The 19,031-nt window shown below is 56.8% G+C and carries 21 protein-coding genes; 15 read left to right on the top strand and 6 right to left on the bottom strand.

Annotated features, from left to right (window positions below; all coding sequences use genetic code 11):
• Positions 1–88: 88 nt before the first annotated feature.
• Both IM282_RS17670 and mdtH read right to left on the bottom strand, forming a co-directional pair.
• Positions 89–649 (bottom strand): lipoprotein, encoded by a 561-nt coding sequence (locus tag IM282_RS17670; protein ID WP_023305855.1) that lies wholly within the window; start codon positions 647–649, stop codon positions 89–91.
• A gap of 120 nt (positions 650–769) precedes the next feature.
• Positions 770–1,978 (bottom strand): multidrug efflux MFS transporter MdtH, encoded by a 1,209-nt coding sequence (mdtH, locus tag IM282_RS17665; protein WP_022647718.1) that lies wholly within the window; start codon positions 1,976–1,978, stop codon positions 770–772.
• Between the two features lie 236 nt (positions 1,979–2,214).
• Here mdtH and rimJ point away from each other — a divergent pair, with 236 nt between their 5' ends.
• From rimJ to murJ, 4 genes are all read left to right on the top strand, one after another.
• A complete protein-coding gene (rimJ, locus tag IM282_RS17660) occupies positions 2,215–2,799 on the top strand; it encodes a ribosomal protein S5-alanine N-acetyltransferase (RefSeq protein WP_003858007.1) in 585 nt (194 codons plus the stop codon).
• A gap of 9 nt (positions 2,800–2,808) precedes the next feature.
• Positions 2,809–3,459, top strand: a complete 651-nt coding sequence (locus tag IM282_RS17655; protein ID WP_192970671.1) for a YceH family protein — start codon at positions 2,809–2,811, stop codon at positions 3,457–3,459.
• Positions 3,460–3,461: 2 nt separating this feature from the next.
• Positions 3,462–4,385 carry a Gfo/Idh/MocA family protein gene (locus IM282_RS17650; RefSeq protein WP_058647113.1) on the top strand — a complete coding sequence of 308 codons (924 nt, stop codon included), beginning with the start codon at positions 3,462–3,464 and terminating at the stop codon, positions 4,383–4,385.
• A gap of 129 nt (positions 4,386–4,514) precedes the next feature.
• Positions 4,515–6,050, top strand: a complete 1,536-nt coding sequence (gene murJ / locus IM282_RS17645) for a murein biosynthesis integral membrane protein MurJ (RefSeq protein ID WP_017384735.1) — start codon at positions 4,515–4,517, stop codon at positions 6,048–6,050.
• A 58-nt stretch (positions 6,051–6,108) separates the two neighbouring features.
• Here murJ and flgN read toward each other — a convergent pair whose 3' ends face one another.
• From flgN to flgA, 3 genes are all read right to left on the bottom strand, one after another.
• Positions 6,109–6,534 (bottom strand): flagella biosynthesis chaperone FlgN, encoded by a 426-nt coding sequence (gene flgN, locus IM282_RS17640; protein WP_022647721.1) that lies wholly within the window; start codon positions 6,532–6,534, stop codon positions 6,109–6,111.
• 4 nt (positions 6,535–6,538) lie between these two features.
• Positions 6,539–6,832 carry a flagellar biosynthesis anti-sigma factor FlgM gene (flgM, locus tag IM282_RS17635; RefSeq protein ID WP_003858002.1) on the bottom strand — a complete coding sequence of 98 codons (294 nt, stop codon included), beginning with the start codon at positions 6,830–6,832 and terminating at the stop codon, positions 6,539–6,541.
• Positions 6,833–6,925: 93 nt separating this feature from the next.
• Positions 6,926–7,585: a flagellar basal body P-ring formation chaperone FlgA gene (gene flgA / locus IM282_RS17630; protein WP_022647723.1), complete on the bottom strand. Its 660-nt coding sequence runs from the start codon at positions 7,583–7,585 to the stop codon at positions 6,926–6,928.
• Between the two features lie 157 nt (positions 7,586–7,742).
• On the opposite strand from flgA, the gene flgB reads away from it, so the two are divergent.
• From flgB to flgL, 11 genes are all read left to right on the top strand, one after another.
• Positions 7,743–8,159 (top strand): flagellar basal body rod protein FlgB, encoded by a 417-nt coding sequence (gene flgB / locus IM282_RS17625; protein WP_003857999.1) that lies wholly within the window; start codon positions 7,743–7,745, stop codon positions 8,157–8,159.
• 3 nt (positions 8,160–8,162) lie between these two features.
• Positions 8,163–8,567 (top strand): flagellar basal body rod protein FlgC, encoded by a 405-nt coding sequence (gene flgC, locus IM282_RS17620; RefSeq protein WP_003857997.1) that lies wholly within the window; start codon positions 8,163–8,165, stop codon positions 8,565–8,567.
• 11 nt (positions 8,568–8,578) lie between these two features.
• Complete coding sequence (gene flgD, locus IM282_RS17615) at positions 8,579–9,289, top strand: flagellar hook assembly protein FlgD (protein WP_048966509.1); 711 nt, start codon at positions 8,579–8,581, stop codon at positions 9,287–9,289.
• Positions 9,290–9,315: 26 nt separating this feature from the next.
• Positions 9,316–10,566 carry a flagellar hook protein FlgE gene (gene flgE, locus IM282_RS17610; RefSeq protein WP_048966508.1) on the top strand — a complete coding sequence of 417 codons (1,251 nt, stop codon included), beginning with the start codon at positions 9,316–9,318 and terminating at the stop codon, positions 10,564–10,566.
• Between the two features lie 20 nt (positions 10,567–10,586).
• On the top strand, positions 10,587–11,342 hold the full coding sequence (locus tag IM282_RS17605; RefSeq protein WP_022647727.1) for a flagellar basal body rod protein FlgF: 756 nt from the start codon (positions 10,587–10,589) through the stop codon (positions 11,340–11,342).
• An 11-nt stretch (positions 11,343–11,353) separates the two neighbouring features.
• Positions 11,354–12,136, top strand: a complete 783-nt coding sequence (flgG, locus tag IM282_RS17600) for a flagellar basal-body rod protein FlgG (RefSeq protein WP_000625853.1) — start codon at positions 11,354–11,356, stop codon at positions 12,134–12,136.
• Positions 12,137–12,193: 57 nt separating this feature from the next.
• Positions 12,194–12,892, top strand: a complete 699-nt coding sequence (gene flgH, locus IM282_RS17595; protein ID WP_192970670.1) for a flagellar basal body L-ring protein FlgH — start codon at positions 12,194–12,196, stop codon at positions 12,890–12,892.
• A gap of 12 nt (positions 12,893–12,904) precedes the next feature.
• Entirely contained in the window at positions 12,905–14,002 is a 1,098-nt protein-coding gene (locus IM282_RS17590; RefSeq protein ID WP_192970669.1) for a flagellar basal body P-ring protein FlgI, read from the top strand.
• The gene (gene flgJ, locus IM282_RS17585) at positions 14,003–14,956 is read left to right on the top strand and encodes a flagellar assembly peptidoglycan hydrolase FlgJ (RefSeq protein WP_023305862.1); all 954 of its coding nucleotides are present in this window, start codon (positions 14,003–14,005) and stop codon (positions 14,954–14,956) included.
• 75 nt (positions 14,957–15,031) lie between these two features.
• The gene (flgK, locus tag IM282_RS17580) at positions 15,032–16,672 is read left to right on the top strand and encodes a flagellar hook-associated protein FlgK (protein ID WP_023299790.1); all 1,641 of its coding nucleotides are present in this window, start codon (positions 15,032–15,034) and stop codon (positions 16,670–16,672) included.
• Between the two features lie 16 nt (positions 16,673–16,688).
• Complete coding sequence (gene flgL / locus IM282_RS17575) at positions 16,689–17,642, top strand: flagellar hook-associated protein FlgL (protein ID WP_023299791.1); 954 nt, start codon at positions 16,689–16,691, stop codon at positions 17,640–17,642.
• Positions 17,643–17,717: 75 nt separating this feature from the next.
• Here the strand turns inward: flgL and IM282_RS17570 are convergent, their stop codons facing one another.
• A complete protein-coding gene (locus IM282_RS17570; RefSeq protein ID WP_023299792.1) occupies positions 17,718–18,929 on the bottom strand; it encodes an MFS transporter in 1,212 nt (403 codons plus the stop codon).
• Between the last annotated feature and the right edge of the window lie 102 nt (positions 18,930–19,031).

The raw sequence follows: 19,031 nt of genomic DNA, 5'->3' as shown, positions 1-19,031 counted from the left end.
TTTTTGCCGGACACAAATCATAAGCGGAAACGTTTTCGTTTGCACACTATTCCGTTAAAAAAAACGGGCGCCTGAGCGCCCGGAGTATTTAGTCGGTGAAAGGAATGATGATTTCACCCGGTTTCACCTCTATCCCTTTGGCATATTTTTTCGCCAGAGATTCGCCCTTACTCTTGTCTTCGCTCAGAACGTAGGCGGGCTGCTGGTTAAAATAGTTCTGTAACGACTGGTTGAGATAAGGCATCAGCGTTTGCAGCACCGGTTTCATTTTATCCGGCGTGACGACCGCATCGACGATTTCCATCTCTTGCAGGAAAATTGCCCCTTTCTCTTTATTAAAGACCGGCAGCGCCTTGAGCTTCAGTTTGATATCCGCTTTCTGATTGCCGAAGAGCGAGGTCATGTCGAGGCTGGCATCGCCGGACAGGGTGACTTTGTTAGGCTCCTCGCGCCCAATCTGGCTGGCGAGATTCGTCAGGACGATATGTGCATCCGCAAGGCCGGGCACGCCGATATCTTTTGAAAAGTTATTATGTTTTTCCAGCGCCTGATTAATTTCCTGCTCACTGACGGTGTACTGCGTAAGCTGGTTACATCCCACCAGCAGCCCACTGACAATTAACGCAGCGGCAATAACGATCTTTTTCATGGTGTTCCTCAACATAAAATCGGCGCATCTGTCCTGATACGCCAGTATGTCAGGGTGATCCTGGAGAAACCAGCAGAAAAAACTGATAGTGAAGGGAGGTAAATATCCTCCCCCAGAAGGTCAGGCGCCAGGCTCCAGCATCCCGCGGGTGCTGCGTTTATCACTGAACTGCCACCAGAGGGCAATCAGCGTCATAAAGCCGACCATACCGAGCATGACCCACGGCAGCTCCGGCTGATGGAGCGCTTTTCCGGCATCAAACAGCCAGCCGCCACCGGTGTAACCCAGCGCGCCGCCAAGCGCCAGTCCGAGACGGCTGAAGCCCATGTAGCTGCCACGGGCCCGGGCGTCGGCAAGTGACGCGCTCAGGGTTTCACGGGCCGGCTCGGCAATGATTGAGCCAATATAGAAGGTGCAAATCAGCATAAACAGCTGCTGGAGTGAACTCACCAGGCCGATGGGCATCATGCTCAGCGTCATCAGCAACAGCCCGGCCATCAGACGGTGCTCAAGCCGGAAACGGCGCTCGCTCCACCGGGCAATCGGATAGAGCAGAGTCAGAGAAAGGCAGGCCTCAATGGCATACATCCATTTTACCGCCGCCGGCGTGCCGGCAATATCGTTAACCATAATCGGCAGCATCAGCATGACCTGCACGGCGAGCATGTAGTAGCCGGTCAACGTTAAAACATAGGTGACGAAGCGTTTATCGCTCAGCACGCGGTCAAGCCCTTCCCGCACCGGCGCTTTTACCGTCGACAGCTTCCATGCGGGCAGAAACAGACCGTTAAACAGCGCGCAGAGAATAAACAGCACCGCGCCGGTGGCGCAGACCAGGCGGAAATCGTATTGCAGCAGCCAGCTTCCCAGCAGGGCACCCACCACCGCGCCAGCGCTGTCCTGCATCATCAAAATTGAGAAGAAACGACCCCGGTGTTGTGGGCGGATCAGCTTGACTACCAGCGCGGTACGCGGTGGGTCGAAAAGGGTGCCGCCAATCCCGGAAAGGAAACAGGAGAACCACAGCAGCCAGGGGTCATGAGCGATTGCCATCGTGGCGAATCCCGCCGCACGTAACAGCATGCCGGTGACGATCATCGGTTTCGCACCAAAGCGGTCGGCTATTGCCCCGCCAAACACGCCAAGACCCTGTTGTACAAACTGGCGTAAGCCCAGCGCGATCCCGACCATCAGCGCCGCCCAGCCCATTTGATCGACAAAACGAATCGATATAAGTGGAAAAACGACAAAAAAGCCGAGTACGACCAGCATGTTATCGACGAGCAGGAAATATTTACCCAGGCTCCTGGCCTGTGATACGCGGGACATTTTCCCTCCAGGGAAAATAAAAGGTGAGCACGCTAATATTCTGCGGTGTCGCCGCGCTTTTTCACATACCTGCTGGCGACAATATTTTTTTATCAAAAAGGTGCTTTGATAGAGAGTTCTCATCGAAAAATGTGAAAAGCGATAAAAATGGTATGTCACTGTTTTCACAGAAGGCACAGGCGCAGGTATAGTAAAGCTAACAGGCAGAGCAGAAGCGACGGGAAGGAGTGGTATCGATGTTTGGCTATCGCAGTAATGTGCCAAAAGTGCGTCTGACGACGGACAGGCTGGTCGTTCGTCTGGTGCATGAGCGTGATGCCTGGCGTCTGGCGGATTATTACGCCGAGAATCGCCAGTTTTTAAAACCCTGGGAACCCGTTCGGGACGAGAGCCATTGCTACCCCTCTGGCTGGCAGGCGCGCCTCAGTATGATTGCGGAATTTCACAAACAGGGAAGTGCGTTTTATTTCGCGCTTCTCGATCCGGAAGAGAAAGAGATCGTTGGCATTGCCAATTTTTCAAACGTAGTACGCGGGTCGTTTCACGCCTGCTATCTCGGGTATTCCATCGGCCAGAAATGGCAGGGGCAGGGGCTCATGTTTGAGGCGCTGACGGCGGCGATTCGCTACATGCAGCGCACGCAACATATCCATCGCATTATGGCGAACTACATGCCGCACAATAAGCGCAGCGGCGATCTGCTGGCCCGCCTGGGGTTTGAGAAAGAGGGCTATGCCAAAGATTATCTGCTGATTGACGGCGAGTGGCGGGACCATGTCCTCACCGCGCTCACCACGCAGGAGTGGACCGCGGGTCGTTAAGGAGAAAAGATGAAATATCAGTTAAATGGCGCCGAAGCGCGCGTGATTGGCTGCCTGCTGGAAAAGCAGGTTACGACGCCGGAACAGTATCCTCTTTCCGTGAATGCGGTCACGATGGCCTGCAACCAAAAGACGAACCGTGAGCCGGTGATGAACCTTGGCGAGTACGAGGTGCAGGATATCCTTGATGAGCTGGTGAAGCGCCACTACCTGCGCACCGTCAGCGGCTTCGGTAATCGCGTCACTAAATATGAACAGCGCTTTTGTAATTCCGAATTTGGCGATTTAAAACTCAGCGCCGCAGAAGTGGCGGTTATCACCACGCTGCTGCTGCGCGGGGCGCAGACGCCGGGTGAACTGCGAACACGCGCCTCCCGCATGCATGAGTTTCAGGATATGCAGGACGTTGAACAGACGCTGGAGGGATTAGCCTCAAGCGAGGACGGTCCTTACGTGGTGCGTCTGGCCCGCGAGCCGGGCAAGCGTGAAAGCCGCTACATGCACCTGTTTAGCGGCGACGTGGAGTCCTCTACGCTGGCCGTCGATTCCGACACGCCAGCATCAAACGACAGCCTGATCGCGCGCGTGGCAGCCCTGGAAGACGAGGTTGCCGGGCTGAAGCAGCGTCTGGATGCTTTACTCGCACACCTGGGAGATTAACCGTGACTACATTACGCATTGGAGTGGTGGGGCTGGGCGGGATTGCGCAAAAAGCATGGCTGCCCGTTTTAGGCGCCGCGTCAGACTGGACGCTGCAAGGGGCGTGGTCGCCCACCCGCGAGAAAGCAGAGCGCATCTGCAAAACCTGGCGCATCCCTTATGCTGGCTCACTCCAGGATTTAGCCCGTGAATGTGATGCGGTATTTGTGCATACCTCAACCGCGACGCACTTCCAGGTGGTGAGCGAGTTGCTGAACGCAGGCGTTCACGTCTGCGTTGATAAGCCGCTGGCGGAAAATGTGCAGGATGCTGAACGACTGATTGAGCTGGCCGCGCGTAAAAAGCTGACGCTGATGGTCGGCTTCAACCGCCGTTTTGCGCCGCTCTATCAGAAGCTTAAAGCGCAGTCCGGCTCGTTTGCCTCTCTGCGTATGGATAAGCACCGTACCGACAGCGTAGGGCCGAACGATCTGCGGTTCACGCTGCTGGATGATTATCTCCACGTCGTGGATACGGCCCTGTGGCTGAGTAACGGAAAAGCCCAGCTGCAAAGCGGCACGCTGCTGACCAACGAGCAGGGTGAAATGGTTTACGCCGAACATCATTTTGCCGTTGAGCATTTACAGGTGACGACCAGCATGCATCGTCGTGCGGGCAGCCAACGCGAGTCCGTGCAGGCCGTTACGGATGGCGCGCTGTATGACGTCACCGATATGCGAGAGTGGCGGGAAGAGAAGGGCAATGGCGTGCTCGCGTTACCCGTTCCCGGCTGGCAGAGCACCCTGGAGCAGCGTGGCTTTGTGGGCTGCGCGCGTCACTTCATTACCTGCGTGCAGAATCAGACGGTTCCTGAAACGTCCGGGGAGCAGGCCATTCTGGCGCAGCGCATCGTGGAACGACTCTGGCGCGAAGCGATGTCGGAATAACTCGCTGTAACATCTGCCGATAGTAATTCGTTGAAATCCGGTTAGACTAAGCGCCGCTTGTTGGCTTTGCCGGGTGGCGCTTTCGCTTATCCGTCCTGGAAATCCGTAGGGTTGTGGAACTTCACGTTAATGAACTTATTAAAATCGCTGGCGGCCGTCAGCTCGATGACCATGTTTTCCCGCGTGCTTGGCTTTGCTCGCGATGCCATTGTGGCAAGGGTTTTTGGCGCAGGGATGGCGACTGACGCCTTTTTCGTTGCGTTCAAGCTGCCGAACCTGCTGCGCCGTATTTTTGCCGAAGGGGCTTTCTCACAGGCATTTGTCCCGATCCTCGCGGAATATAAAAGCAAGCAGGGCGAAGATGCCACCCGCGTCTTTGTGGCTTACGTTTCCGGTTTACTGACGCTGGCGCTGGCGATCGTGACCGTACTGGGGATGCTGGCAGCGCCCTGGGTAATCATGGTAACGGCGCCGGGCTTTGCCGACACGGCGGATAAATTTGCCCTGACGACGCAACTGCTGCGGATAACCTTCCCCTATATTCTGCTGATTTCGCTGGCGTCGCTGGTGGGTGCCATCCTGAATACCTGGAACCGCTTCTCCGTGCCGGCCTTTGCCCCCACGTTCCTTAACGTCAGCATGATTGGCTTTGCGCTGTTCGCCGCGCCGCATTTTAACCCACCGGTGCTGGCGTTGGCCTGGGCCGTGACCGTCGGCGGGGTGTTACAGCTTGCTTACCAGCTTCCGCACCTGAAAAAGATCGGCATGCTGGTTCTGCCGCGCATTAATTTCAAAGATGCGGGCGCAATGCGCGTTATCAAACAGATGGGACCGGCAATACTCGGCGTGTCCGTCAGCCAGATCTCGCTCATCATCAATACCATCTTCGCCTCTTTCCTGGTGTCGGGCTCGGTGTCCTGGATGTACTACGCCGACCGGCTGATGGAGTTTCCATCCGGGGTGCTGGGCGTGGCGCTGGGGACTATTCTGCTGCCGTCGCTGTCGAAAAGTTTCGCCAGCGGCAACCACGATGAATACTGCCGCCTGATGGACTGGGGTCTGCGTCTCTGTTTTCTGCTGGCGCTGCCAAGCGCGGTGGCGCTGGGGATCCTGGCGAAACCGCTGACGGTGTCGTTGTTCCAGTATGGAAAATTCACCGCCTTTGATGCCGCCATGACCCAGCGTGCACTGGTAGCCTACTCAGTGGGGCTGATGGGGCTGATTGTCGTGAAGGTGCTTGCGCCCGGCTTCTATTCACGTCAGGACATCAAAACGCCGGTTAAGATTGCCATTGTGACGCTGATCATGACGCAGCTGATGAACCTGGCGTTTATTGGTCCGCTGAAACACGCGGGTCTGTCACTGTCGATTGGTCTGGCGGCCTGTCTCAACGCCGGGCTGCTGTACTGGCAGCTGCGTAAGCAGGATATCTTCACCCCGCAGCCGGGCTGGGCAAGCTTCTTGCTGCGTCTGGCGATCGCGGTAGTAGTGATGGCGGCCGCGCTGGTTGGCATGTTGTATGTCATGCCTGAGTGGGCGCAGGGCACCATGCCTTACCGCCTGATGCGTCTGATGGCCGTGGTGGTGGTCGGGGTGGTGGCGTACTTTGCCACGCTGGCGGTGCTTGGCTTCAAGGTAAAAGAGTTTACCCGCCGCACGGTATAAACGCCAAAAGGGGAGTCACCAGAAGGTGCTCCCCGCTTCATGACATGCCGCTAGTGCGTCAAATCGAAATCTTTTTCCCGCCCGTGATACGTGCCGTGGCCGTTTGACCATCCGCACCGTACAGCCCCGGCTCTTTATAGGGCTTTAACACCTCAAGCGCCTGCTGATTACGGATAATCTGACCTTCCAGCAGCCAGCCGTTATGCTGGTTGAGATCGCGAAGATGCTGGGTTTTTTCTGTAATGGTCTGCCAGCGTTCGTTGATCTCATCATTGGCGCTGCGTTTCGTGTCTTGCTCAGCGCGTCGCTGTTTTTCCAGATAATCCAGGGTCGCCAGCAGCGAGCTTTTATCTTCAGTAATGCGTTGCAACGCGCTGCCGTTGATTTGACCAGAAGAGAGGTGGTGCTGTTCTGCGTCCATCACCGTTTTCAGGTCGTTCAGGACCACCGTCATCTGATCCAGTATTTCTGACAGTCGACTCATACGGTTAGTTACTCTGGAGGAAACTCTGTGCGTCCTGAATCAGCGCATCAGCGATTTTGCTGGTATCCATTTTCAGTTCGCCGTTACGGATAGCCGTTTTCAGCGCTTCAACTCGTTCCATGTTGATATCGCTGCTGCCTGGCTGCATCAGCTTCGACTGCGCATCGCTCAGCGTGACGCTGGTGCTGTTAGCCGTCGAGGTTTTTTCCAGACGCGTTTTTTGCGGGGCAGCCTCATTCGTTTCGCGAGGTTGTACAGTGCTAACCGGCTTCAGGGCTGATGTACGATCAATGCTCATAGTGTTGTCCTCATCGAGGGTTCGCGGCGTTTGCGCCTGACATCATCATTTGTTGAATATTTATCGGCAGTGGCCGCGAAATCTTTAAAAAGATTACAGGTTAATCAGAATATTCCCATCAGGACCGACCGTGCCGCTGACCACCTGGCCTGAGGACATTCTGACCCGGGCATTTTGTGCTACTGCGGCATTATTCAGCGCTTTTCCTTCACTGTTGATACTAAAGCCTTCGCCATTGGCGACCACCATCACCTGTTGTCCCGCCTTCACCCGCCACGCCTGGCGCAGCATAGAGAGCTGTATCGCCTGTCCAGGAGCGACATCGCGCAGGCTGACTGCCTCCTGAGCCTGGTTAATATCCAGCATCGTCCGCGGTGGAAGCTGATCCAGACGGCCTCGCTTCAGCGTTACGCTGTCTGGTTGCAGCAGGCTGCCCCGGGGAATGGGAACGGCGGCGACAACATAATTGCCTGTCGCCTGAACCGCAACCTGTAAATAACGTTTTTCGTTGGCGCAACGCGCCAGCACATTCACGTTGCCCCATAATCGGGTGCTGCCGGTCACGCTAAATGACGGGGCTTCGCAGGAAGGGTAAAGGTTAGGCGGGGTGCGTACGGTCACGCGTACGTCATCGCTGAAACCGGCCAGCTTCTGCGCAAAGAATGCATTGAGCTGGTTCTCTAACCCCTCAGCCTGCACAAGAGGGCTCAAAAGCAGCAGGGTCGCCGCAAGGCCACGTTTAAAAGTCCGCATCGCACGTTCCACCATGTCCAGAATTAAGCAAATTCTACCCGCAGTGGTTTTCCATCAACGCAACAAATAGCGACGCATTTTGCGCTTATTCCGTCGATAGGGGAGACGGGGTGAGATTTAAGCTGTGAACTGAAATTTTCTCATCAGCGGAGGAGACATGCTCGATAAACTCGACGCCGCGTTACGTTTTCAGCAGGAAGCGCTCAACTTACGCGCCCAGCGGCAGGAAATTTTAGCCGCCAATATCGCCAACGCGGACACCCCCGGGTATCAGGCGCGCGATATTGATTTTTCCAGTGAACTCAAAAAAGTGATGGAGCGTGGACGTGCCGAAGGGACGGGTGTCTCACTTGCCCTGACATCCTCACGGCATATTCCCGCTCAGGCGATGACCGCGCCAACGACCGACCTGCTTTACCGTATTCCCGATCAGCCCTCGCTTGATGGCAACACCGTCGACATGGACCGGGAACGCACACAGTTTGCCGATAACAGCCTGCAATACCAGACAGGCCTGACGCTACTCGGCGGGCAAATCAAAGGCATGATGACCGTCCTGCAGGGGGGCAATTAGTAAATGGCCTTGCTGAATATTTTTGATATCGCCGGTTCGGCATTAACGGCGCAGTCCAAACGACTGAACGTGGCAGCCAGTAACCTGGCCAACGCCGACAGCGTGACAGGACCTGACGGACAACCGTATCGCGCTAAACAGGTCGTCTTCCAGGTTGATGCTGCACCGGGTGCGGCAACGGGCGGCGTGAAAGTGGCGGACGTGGTTGAGAGCCAGGCGCCCGACAAGCTGGTTTACGAGCCAGGCAACCCGCTCGCGGATGCCAGCGGCTACGTGAAAATGCCGAACGTGGATGTGGTCGGGGAGATGGTGAACTCCATGTCCGCGTCACGCAGCTACCAGGCAAACGTCGAAGTGCTTAATACCGTGAAGAGCATGATGCTCAAAACACTCACTCTCGGCCAGTAAAGGAGACACGCATGTCCATCGCCGTAAACGTGAATGACCCGACAAATACCGGCGTCAACAGCACCAGTAGTGCAACCGGTTCCAGCTCCCTCACCGGGAGCAATGCCTCCGATTTACAGAGCAGCTTTCTGACCCTGCTGGTGGCACAGCTGAAAAATCAGGACCCGACCAATCCGATGCAGAATAACGAACTGACCACGCAGCTTGCGCAGATCAGTACCGTCAGCGGCATTGAGAAACTGAACACCACGCTCGGCTCGGTCTCCGGTCAAATCGATAACAGCCAGTCCTTGCAGGCCGCCAACCTGATCGGTCACGGGGTGATGATCCCGGGGACCACGATTCTGGCGGGCACCAGCAACACCGATGGCACGTCCACCACCACCACGACGCCATTTGGCGTTGAGTTGCAGCAACCGGCCGACAAAGTCACCGCCACCATCAAAGACGCCAGCGGCAACGTGGTGCGCACGATTGAGATTGGCGAGCTTAAAGCGGGCGTTCATACCTTTACCTGGGATGGCAGCCTGACCGACGGCACTAAAGCGCCTAACGGCTCGTATCAGGTTGCGATTAGCGCCAGCAACGGCACCACGCAGCTGGTGGCTCAGCCGCTACAGTTTGCCCTGGTTCAGGGCGTCATCAAAGGTAGCGATGGCAACAAACTGGATTTGGGTACCTCCGGTACCACCACACTCGACGAAGTTCGGCAGATTATCTAAGCCTTCATACTTATCAGGAGTAAGTCATGGCCTTTTCTCAAGCGGTCAGCGGCCTGAATGCTGCGGCCACCAACCTGGACGTCATTGGCAACAACATCGCCAACTCCGCGACCTATGGTTTTAAATCCGGTTCTGCGTCTTTTGCAGATATGTTTGCAGGCTCTAAAGTGGGCCTGGGCGTGAAGGTTGCGGGTATCACCCAGGACTTCACCGACGGGACGACCACCAACACCGGTCGTGGTCTGGATGTCGCCATCAGCCAGAACGGTTTCTTCCGTATGGTGGATGCCAACGGTTCCGTGTTCTACAGCCGCAACGGCCAGTTCAAGCTGGATGAAAACCGTAACCTGGTGAACATGCAGGGGCTACAGTTAACCGGTTATCCGGTTGCCGGCACGCCGCCGACGGTGCAAACCGGTGCGAATCCGCAGGCGATCACCATCCCAACGACGCTGATGGCGGCGAAGTCCACCACCACGGCCTCTCAGCAGATCAACCTGAACTCCACCGATACCGCGCCAACCGTCGCATTCGACCCGGCCAACCCTGACTCTTACAACAAGAAAGGCACCGTGACGGTGTTTGACAGCCAGGGTAATGCGCACAACATGAACCTGTTCTATGTCAAAACAACTGACAACAAATGGGATGTGTATACCCAGGATGGCAGCGTAGCGGGTTCTCCTTCAAAAAAAGCGGCACAGATGAGCTTCGACAGTAACGGTAACCTGGCGGGTGTTTATAACTACGACGCTGCTGGCGTGATAAGCGCTACGCCAAACGCCACCCCAGCTATCAACATTACTACTGGCATCATTAGCGGTGCGGAGCCTGCCGAGTTCTCTCTGAGCTTCCAGAGCTCCATGCAACAGAACACCGGTGCGAACAACATCGTGGCGACGAGCCAGAACGGCTATAAGCCGGGCGACCTGGTGAGCTACCAGATCAACGATGATGGCACCGTTGTCGGTAACTACTCCAACGAACAGACCCAGGTGCTGGGCCAGATCGTGCTGGCAAACTTTGCCAACAACGAAGGCCTGAAGTCCGAAGGGGATAACGTCTGGTCTGCCACGCAGTCTTCCGGTGTTGCCCTGCTGGGTACCGCGGGTTCCGGTAACTTCGGCACGCTGACCAACGGCGCGCTGGAAGCCTCCAACGTCGATCTGAGTAAAGAGCTGGTGAACATGATTGTCGCGCAACGTAACTACCAGTCCAACGCGCAGACCATCAAAACCCAGGATCAGATCCTCAACACGCTGGTTAACCTGCGTTAAGCGGCTGACGGGAAAGCGCAATGGATCACGCAATATATACAGCGATGGGGGCTGCAAGCCAGACGCTCAATCAGCAGGCTGTTACCGCCAGCAACCTGGCGAACGCCTCCACGCCTGGTTTTCGTGCACAGCTCAACGCACTGCGTGCGGTGCCGGTAGAAGGGCTGTCATTGCCCACGCGTACGCTGGTCACCGCCTCCACGCCGGGCGCCGACATGACGCCAGGCCAGATGGATTACACCGCGCGTCCGCTGGACGTTGCCCTTCAGCAGGACGGCTGGCTGGCGGTGCAAACGGCTGACGGCGCAGAAGGGTATACCCGCAACGGTAACATTCAGGTGAGCGCCACCGGACAGTTGACGATTCAGGGGCATCCGGTGATGGGCGAAGCCGGTCCGCTGACGGTGCCGGAAGGGTCAGAGCTGACCATTGCGGCAGACGGGACGATCTCGGCGTTGAATCCGGGCGACCCGGCGAACACCGTTGCGCCTGTCGGTCGTCTGAAGCTGGTGAAAGCGGAAGGCAACGAAGTGCAGCGTGGTGATGACGGGATGTTCCGTCTGACCCAGGCGGCGCAGGCCACGCGTGGCGCCACGTTACAGGCCGACCCGACCATCCGCGTGATGTCCGGCGTGCTGGAAGGCAGTAACGTCAAACCGGTCGAAGCCATGACCGACATGATCGCCAGCGCCCGCCGCTTCGAAATGCAGATGAAAATCATCAGCAGCGTCGATGAAAACGCAGGCAAGGCTAACCAACTTCTGGCTATGAGTTAACAGGACTCCCTATGATCAGTTCTTTATGGATCGCGAAAACCGGTCTGGACGCACAGCAAACCAATATGGATGTAATTGCCAACAACCTGGCAAACGTCAGCACCAATGGTTTCAAGCGCCAGCGTGCGGTTTTCGAAGATTTGCTTTATCAAACGATTCGTCAGCCAGGGGCGCAGTCTTCTGAGCAAACCACGCTGCCGTCCGGTCTGCAAATTGGTACCGGCGTCCGCCCGGTCGCTACCGAGCGTCTGCACAGCCAGGGCAACCTGTCCCAGACCAACAACAGCAAAGACGTTGCCATCAAAGGTCAGGGTTTCTTCCAGGTGCAACTGCCTGACGGGACCTCCGCCTATACCCGCGATGGTTCGTTCCAGGTGGATCAGAATGGTCAGCTGGTGACGGCGGGCGGCTTCCAGGTTCAGCCTGCGATCACCATCCCGGCGAACGCGCTGAGCATCACCATTGGCCGTGACGGTATCGTCAGCGTCACTCAGCAAGGTCAGGCCGCGCCGGTTCAGGTTGGTCAGCTCAACCTGACGACCTTCATGAACGATACCGGACTGGAAAGCATCGGTGAGAACCTCTACACCGAAACGCAGTCTTCCGGCACGCCAAATGAAAGTACCCCCGGCCTGAACGGTGCGGGGCTGCTGTACCAGGGGTATGTGGAAACCTCGAACGTTAACGTGGCGGAAGAACTGGTGAATATGATCCAGGTCCAGCGCGCCTATGAAATTAACAGTAAAGCAGTGTCGACGACCGACCAGATGCTGCAAAAACTGACGCAACTCTAAGGTGTAGCCCGGTGCGGTATACGTCGCACCGGCTCCCTGTTTTCGAAGATGAAGGCAATGCAAAAAAACGCGGCGTTTCGTTATCCGATCCTGACTTTTCTGGCTGTCACCCTCAGCGGGTGTGCCTGGATCCCGTCTAAACCATTGGTACAGGGTGCGACTACCGCCCAACCCGTTCCCGGCCCCTCGCCGGTGGTGAACGGCTCTATTTTCCAGACCGCGCAGCCGATTAACTACGGTTATCAGCCGCTGTTTGAAGACCGTCGTCCGCGTAACGTCGGCGATACGCTGACCATTGTTTTGCAGGAAAACGTCAGCGCGAGCAAGAGTTCGTCGGCGAACGCCAGCCGCGACGGCAAAACCAATTTTGGCTTCGACACCGTACCGCGCTATCTGCAAGGGCTGTTCGGCAACGCCCGTGCGGATGTGGAAGCCTCCGGCGGCAACACCTTTAACGGTAAAGGTGGCGCGAACGCCAGCAATACCTTCAGCGGAACGCTGACGGTAACGGTTGACCAGGTTCTGGTGAACGGCAACCTGCACGTGGTGGGCGAAAAACAGATCGCCATTAACCAGGGTACGGAATTCATTCGCTTCTCCGGTGTGGTTAACCCTCGCACTATCAGCGGCACCAACACCGTACCGTCCACACAGGTGGCGGATGCGCGCATTGAGTACGTCGGCAACGGCTACATCAACGAAGCGCAAAATATGGGCTGGCTGCAACGCTTCTTCCTTAACTTATCGCCGATGTAAGCGAGGTGACCTATGTATAAATTTCTCTTCGCCGTGGCGCTGTCGCTGGTCGCTACCGTTGCGCAGGCCGATCGCATTCGCGATCTCACCAGCGTGCAGGGCGTGCGCGAAAACTCCCTGATTGGCTACGGCCTGGTGGTGGGGCTGGATGGGACGGGTGACCAGACGACCCAGACGCCGTTCACCACCCAGAGCCTGAACAACATGCTCTCTCAGCTCGGTATTACCGTACCGGCGGGGACCAACATGCAGCTGAAAAACGTGGCGGCGGTGATGGTGACCGCGTCTTATCCGGCCTTTGCGCGTCAGGGACAGACCATCGACGTGGTTGTCTCGTCGATGGGTAACGCCAAAAGCCTGCGCGGCGGTACGTTGTTGATGACGCCGCTGAAAGGCGTCGACAGCCAGGTGTATGCTCTGGCGCAGGGCAACATTCTGGTTGGCGGGGCAGGTGCGTCGGCGGGCGGCAGCAGCGTGCAGGTGAACCAGCTGAACGGGGGACGTATTACCAACGGCGCGATCATCGAACGTGAGCTGCCGACCCAGTTCGGCACCGGCAACACTATTAACCTGCAACTGAATAACGAAGACTTCACGATGGCGCAGCAGATTGCTGACACCATCAACCGCAGCCGGGGTTACGGCAGCTCCACCGCGCTGGATGCCCGCACCGTGCAGATCCGCACGTCAACCGGTAGCAGCAACCAGGTGCGGATGCTGGCCGATATCCAGAATATGGAAGTGAACGTGTCGGTGCAGGATGCAAAAGTCATTATCAACTCCCGTACCGGATCGGTGGTGATGAACCGCGAAGTGACGCTGGACAGCTGCGCCGTGGCGCAGGGCAATCTCTCCGTCACGGTTAACCGCTCGGCCAACGTCAGCCAGCCGGATACCCCGTTTGGTGGCGGTCAGACGGTAGTGACCCCGCAAACGCAGATTGATTTACGACAGAGCGGTGGATCGTTGCAGAGCGTGCGCTCCAGCGCCAACCTGAACAGCGTGGTGCGTGCCCTGAACGCGCTGGGTGCAACGCCAATGGATCTGATGTCCATTCTGCAATCCATGCAAAGTGCAGGCTGCCTGCGCGCTAAACTGGAAATCATCTAAATGCTGACCGATAGCAAACTGTTGACCAGTGCCGCCTGGGATGCCCAGTCGCTCAACGAGCTGAAAACCAAAGCGGGCAAGGATCCGGCGGCGAATATCCGCCCGGTTGCCCGTCAGGTGGAAGGCATGTTCGTGCAGATGATGTTGAAAAGCATGCGTGAAACCCTGCCGAAAGATGGCATGTTCAGCAGCGATTCCACACGGCTTTACACCAGCATGTACGATCAGCAGATTGCCCAGCAAATGACCGCCGGAAAGGGGCTCGGCCTGGCAGACATGATTGTGAAACAGACCGCAGCAGCTCAGGGGCTGCCACCTGAAGAGGCTCCGCCGCAGGTGCCGCTAAAGTTTGATCTGGAAAAGGTGACCAGTTATCAAAATCAGGCGCTGACCCAGATGGTGCGTAAGGCGATGCCGAAGCCGACAGAAGCGCGTGACGAGCCGCTCTCCGGCGACAGCAAAGACTTCCTGGCGCAGCTCTCCCTGCCGGCGCGTCTTGCCAGTGAAGAAAGCGGCGTGCCACACCATCTGATTCTGGCGCAGGCGGCGCTGGAGTCGGGCTGGGGGCAACGTCAGATCCGCAGGGAGAACGGCGAGCCGAGCTTCAACATCTTTGGCGTGAAGGCCACTTCCAGCTGGAAGGGGCCGACCACGGAAATTACCACCACCGAATATGAGAACGGTGCGGCAGTGAAGGTGAAAGCCAAATTCCGCGTCTACAGCTCGTATCTGGAAGCGTTGTCGGATTATGTCGGGCTGTTGAGCCGGAATCCGCGCTACACCGCCGTGACCCAGGCCACCACGCCAGAGCAGGGCGCTCAGGCATTGCAGAATGCCGGCTACGCGACCGATCCAAACTATGCACGCAAGCTGACCAGCATGATCCAACAGCTGAAATCCATGTCTGAGAAGGTCAGCAAAGCGTATAGCACAGATCTCGAAAATCTGTTCTGAAAGTTCTCAAGTCCCGGTGGAGGTTGCCGATAACCTTCATCAGGACTCGTGTCTGAACGTATAAAAGGAACCCCCATGTCCAGTTTGATTAACAGCGCCATGAGTGGCCTCAGTGCTGCGCAGTCGGCACTCAATACCGTCAGTAATAATATTTCAAGCTACAACGTGGCAGGTTATACCCGCCAGACTACCATTCTGGGCGCATCAAACAGCACCCTGACCGGCGGCGGCTGGGTGGGTAACGGGGTCTATGTCTCCGGCGTTCAGCGTGAATATGATGCGTTTATTACCAACCAGCTGCGCGCGGCGCAGAACCAGAGCAGCGGCCTGACCACGCGCTACCAGCAGATGTCGAAAATTGACGACGTGCTGTCGGATACCACGAACTCGCTTTCTGCCAACCTCCAGGATTTCTTTAAAAGCCTGCAAACGCTGGTGAGTAACGCAGAAGATCCGGCTGCACGCCAGACGGTACTCGGGAAGGCAGATGGTCTGGTAAACCAGTTCAAAACTAACGATCAATATCTCCGCGATCAGGATGCGCAGGTCAATACGGCGATTTCTACCAGCGTCGATCAGATCAATAACTATGCGAAGCAGATTGCCAACCTTAACGATCAGATTTCCCGGCTGACTGGCGTAGGGGCGGGCGCATCCCCGAACGAACTGCTCGATCAGCGCGATCAGCTGGTGAGCGAACTGAACAAAATAGTCGGTGTGGACGTGACCGTACAGGACAGCGGCACCTACAACATCTCTATCGCCAACGGCTACACCCTGGTACAGGGCAGCAACGCCAGCCAGCTGGCTGCGGTGAAATCCAGCGCGGACCCTGCACGTACAACGATTGCGTATGTGGATGCCGCAGCAGGCAACGTGGAGATCTCAGAAAAACAGATCACCACGGGGTCGCTTGGGGGGCTGTTAACGTTCCGTTCTCAGGATCTGGATCAGGCGCGAAATACGCTTAACCAGATGGCGCTGGCGTTTGCGGATGCCATGAATACCCAGCACCAGGCGGGCTTTGATGCCAACGGGGACGCAGGCGGCAAGCTGTTTGATTTTGGCTCCCCGGCAGTGCTGAGTAACGGTAAGAACACCGGAAGCGCGTCCGTGACGGCAACGATGACGGACAGTACCAAGGTCCAGGCGACAAACTACAAAGTTGAGTACAACGGTACCGACTGGACCATCACCCGTCTGTCAGACAACACCAGCTTCACGGCTATGCCGGATGCCAGCGGTAATCTGTCGTTTGATGGCCTCAACGTCAACATTAGCGGCTCGGCCAATAATAAAGACAGCTTTATCGTGAAGCCGGTGAATGACGTTATCGTGAATATGGACGTTGCGATCAGCGACGAATCCAAACTGGCGATGGCCTCCGCGCAAGGAAGCGGAGAAAGCGACAATACCAATGGCCAAAAGCTGCTGGATTTGCAGAGCGCCAAGCTGGTGGGGGGGAACAAAACCTTTAACGATGCTTATGCCGCGCTGGTCAGTACGGTGGGCAGCACCACGGCGTCGCTGAAAACCAGCAGCGAAACCAAAGTTAACGTTGTTACGCAGCTGACCAAACAACAGCAGTCAATCTCCGGGGTTAACCTGGATGAAGAGTATGGCAACCTGCAACGCTATCAGCAGTACTATCTGGCGAATGCGCAGGTGCTGCAAACGGCGAGCACGCTGTTTGATGCATTGATCAATATCCGCTAAGGCTGAGGCATAAAAAATGCGTATTAGTACTCAAATGATGTATGAGCAAAGCATGCGCGGCGTGACGAACTCCCAAAGCCTCTGGCTCAGCTACGGCGAGCAGATGTCTACGGGGAAGCGTATCAACCGTCCGTCTGACGATCCGATTGCCGCTTCGCAGGCCGTTGTGCTCTCTCAGGCCCAAACGCAAAATAGCCAGTATGCGCTGGCGCGCTCCTTCGCTACGACGAAAGTCTCGCTGGAAGAAAACGTGTTATCGCAAGTGACAACCGCTATCCAGGCTGCTCAGGAAAAGATTGTCAATGCAGGCAACGGTACGTTAAGTGACGATGACCGCGCTTCGCTGGCAACGAACCTGCAAGGTATTCGCGATCAGCTCATGAACCTGGCTAACAGCACGGACGGTAACGGTCGCTATATTTTTTCCGGTTACAAAACCGAAGCGGCGGCTTTCGACCAGGCTACGGGTGATTATAAGGGTGGCGGAACGCCAATCAGCCAGCAGGTTGACTCTGCGCGCACGATGCAAATCAGCCATACGGGCACTGAAGTTTTCGATAGCTTCACCAGCAATGCGAAGCCAGAGCCAGATGGTAGTGCGCCGGAAACGAATTTGTTCAAGATCCTCGACTCCGCAATTGAAGCGCTGAATAAGCCGATTGGCGATGACGAAACGAAGGCTGAAGCATTTACGGCGGCTATTGATAAAGCCAACCGTGGCCTGAGCAACTCCCTCAACAACGTGTTGACCGTGCGCGCCGACCTCGGCATCAAGCTGGACGAGCTGGGCAAGCTGGATTCTCTGGGTGAAGACCGCGCGCTGGGCCAGACTCAGCAGATGAGCGACCTGGTTGACGTGGACTGGAACTCGGTGATTTCGTCCTACACCATGCAGCAGGCGGCTTTGCAGGCCTCGTATAAAGCCTTTAGCGATATGCAGGGTATGTCTTTGTTTCAGATGAACAGATAAGACTCTGACCTGTTTGACATGTCTTGAAACTGGGCATGTTTTGACTGCCCAACCCGTCCGGGTTGGGCATTTTTTTTACACACTTTCTGCCTGAGCGGACACCACCCGGGCGCTTTCAATCACTCTGATAGCCAGCGCAATGGCACCACACAGGGTTGCCAGTGCTACCACGCCCGTCCAGCCTGCCAGCGTATAGATATTGCTGCCTAATGCCGAACCCAGCGCCATTCCGATGAAAATGACGGTAAACAGCAGGGCGTTAAGGCGCCCACGGGCCTGCGGCTCAAGGCTGTAGACCAGGTTCTGGTGCGCCACGAGGCTGGACTGCAAACCGAGATCGAAACCGACCGCGGAGAGGGCAATCAGGAGCAACTGGCCGTGTACACCCAGGGCTGGTATCAGGAACATCAGAGCAAACGAGAGGGTCACCAGCGCGGCACCCAGTTGGGTCACTTTACCGGCGCCCAGCTTATCGGCCAGACCGCCTGCCAGCGGTGCGGCCAGCGCGCCTGCGGCTCCGGCAATACCAAACCCACCCGCCACGGCGCTGCCAAGGTGATACCGTTCCAGCAGCATGACCGCCAGCGTCGACCAGAACGCACTAAAAGCAATCGACAGAAAACCCTGAGCCAGCGCAGCCCGACGCAGCGCCGGGTAGCGACGCCAGAGGTGTTCCATGGAGCGCAGCAGCGCCGGGTAGCTCAGCGTGGAATGAACGGCGAAGCGGGGAAGCACGGCCCACATCACCACGCCGATAAAGGCAATGCTTGCGGCGGCCAGCTGATACATCACTCGCCAGCCAAAGGCTTCACCCACCACGCCGCTCACGGTTCTGGAGAGCAAAATCCCCAGCAGCAGGCCGGTCATCACCGTGCCGACTGTTTTTCCCTGTTTGCCTTCCGGCGCGAGGATCGCTGCGGCCGGGACAATATCCTGCGCCATGGTGGCGGCCATGCCAATCAGCAGGCTGGTGAGCAGTAGGGAGTGCAGTTGTCCGGTCAGGCTACAACTCAGCAGGAACAGCGCCAGAGCTGCACTTTTTATCAGGATCAACGTTCTGCGGTCATAACGATCGCCGAGCGGGAGCAGAAACAGGATGCCTAAGGCATAACCCGCCTGGGTGAGCGTCGGGACCATGCCCATGCCTTCGATGCTCAGGTGCAGGTCTGAGCCCATCAGCGGCAGCAGAGGCTGGGCATAATAGATGGATGCCACGCTGAAGCCCGCACCGAGCGCCAGCATTAAGATTACCCAGCGGCTTACGGCCCGGGTGGTGGTTGTGTTCATAAGATGTTCCTCATTCGTCGTGTGCGGCTATTTTTTATCAGTACGCCTTGCGACGGTAGCGGGCGCGGTGGTAAAACGCTTATACGTGTAGTGTATAGGTGT

It is taken from the genome of Enterobacter cloacae complex sp. P29RS (genome assembly GCF_014893445.1).
In the GTDB taxonomy this organism is placed as follows: Bacteria; Pseudomonadota; Gammaproteobacteria; order Enterobacterales; family Enterobacteriaceae; genus Enterobacter; species Enterobacter intestinihominis.
The sequence above is the reverse complement of the archived record's forward strand: the minus strand, read 5'-3'. Positions and strand labels throughout refer to the sequence as shown.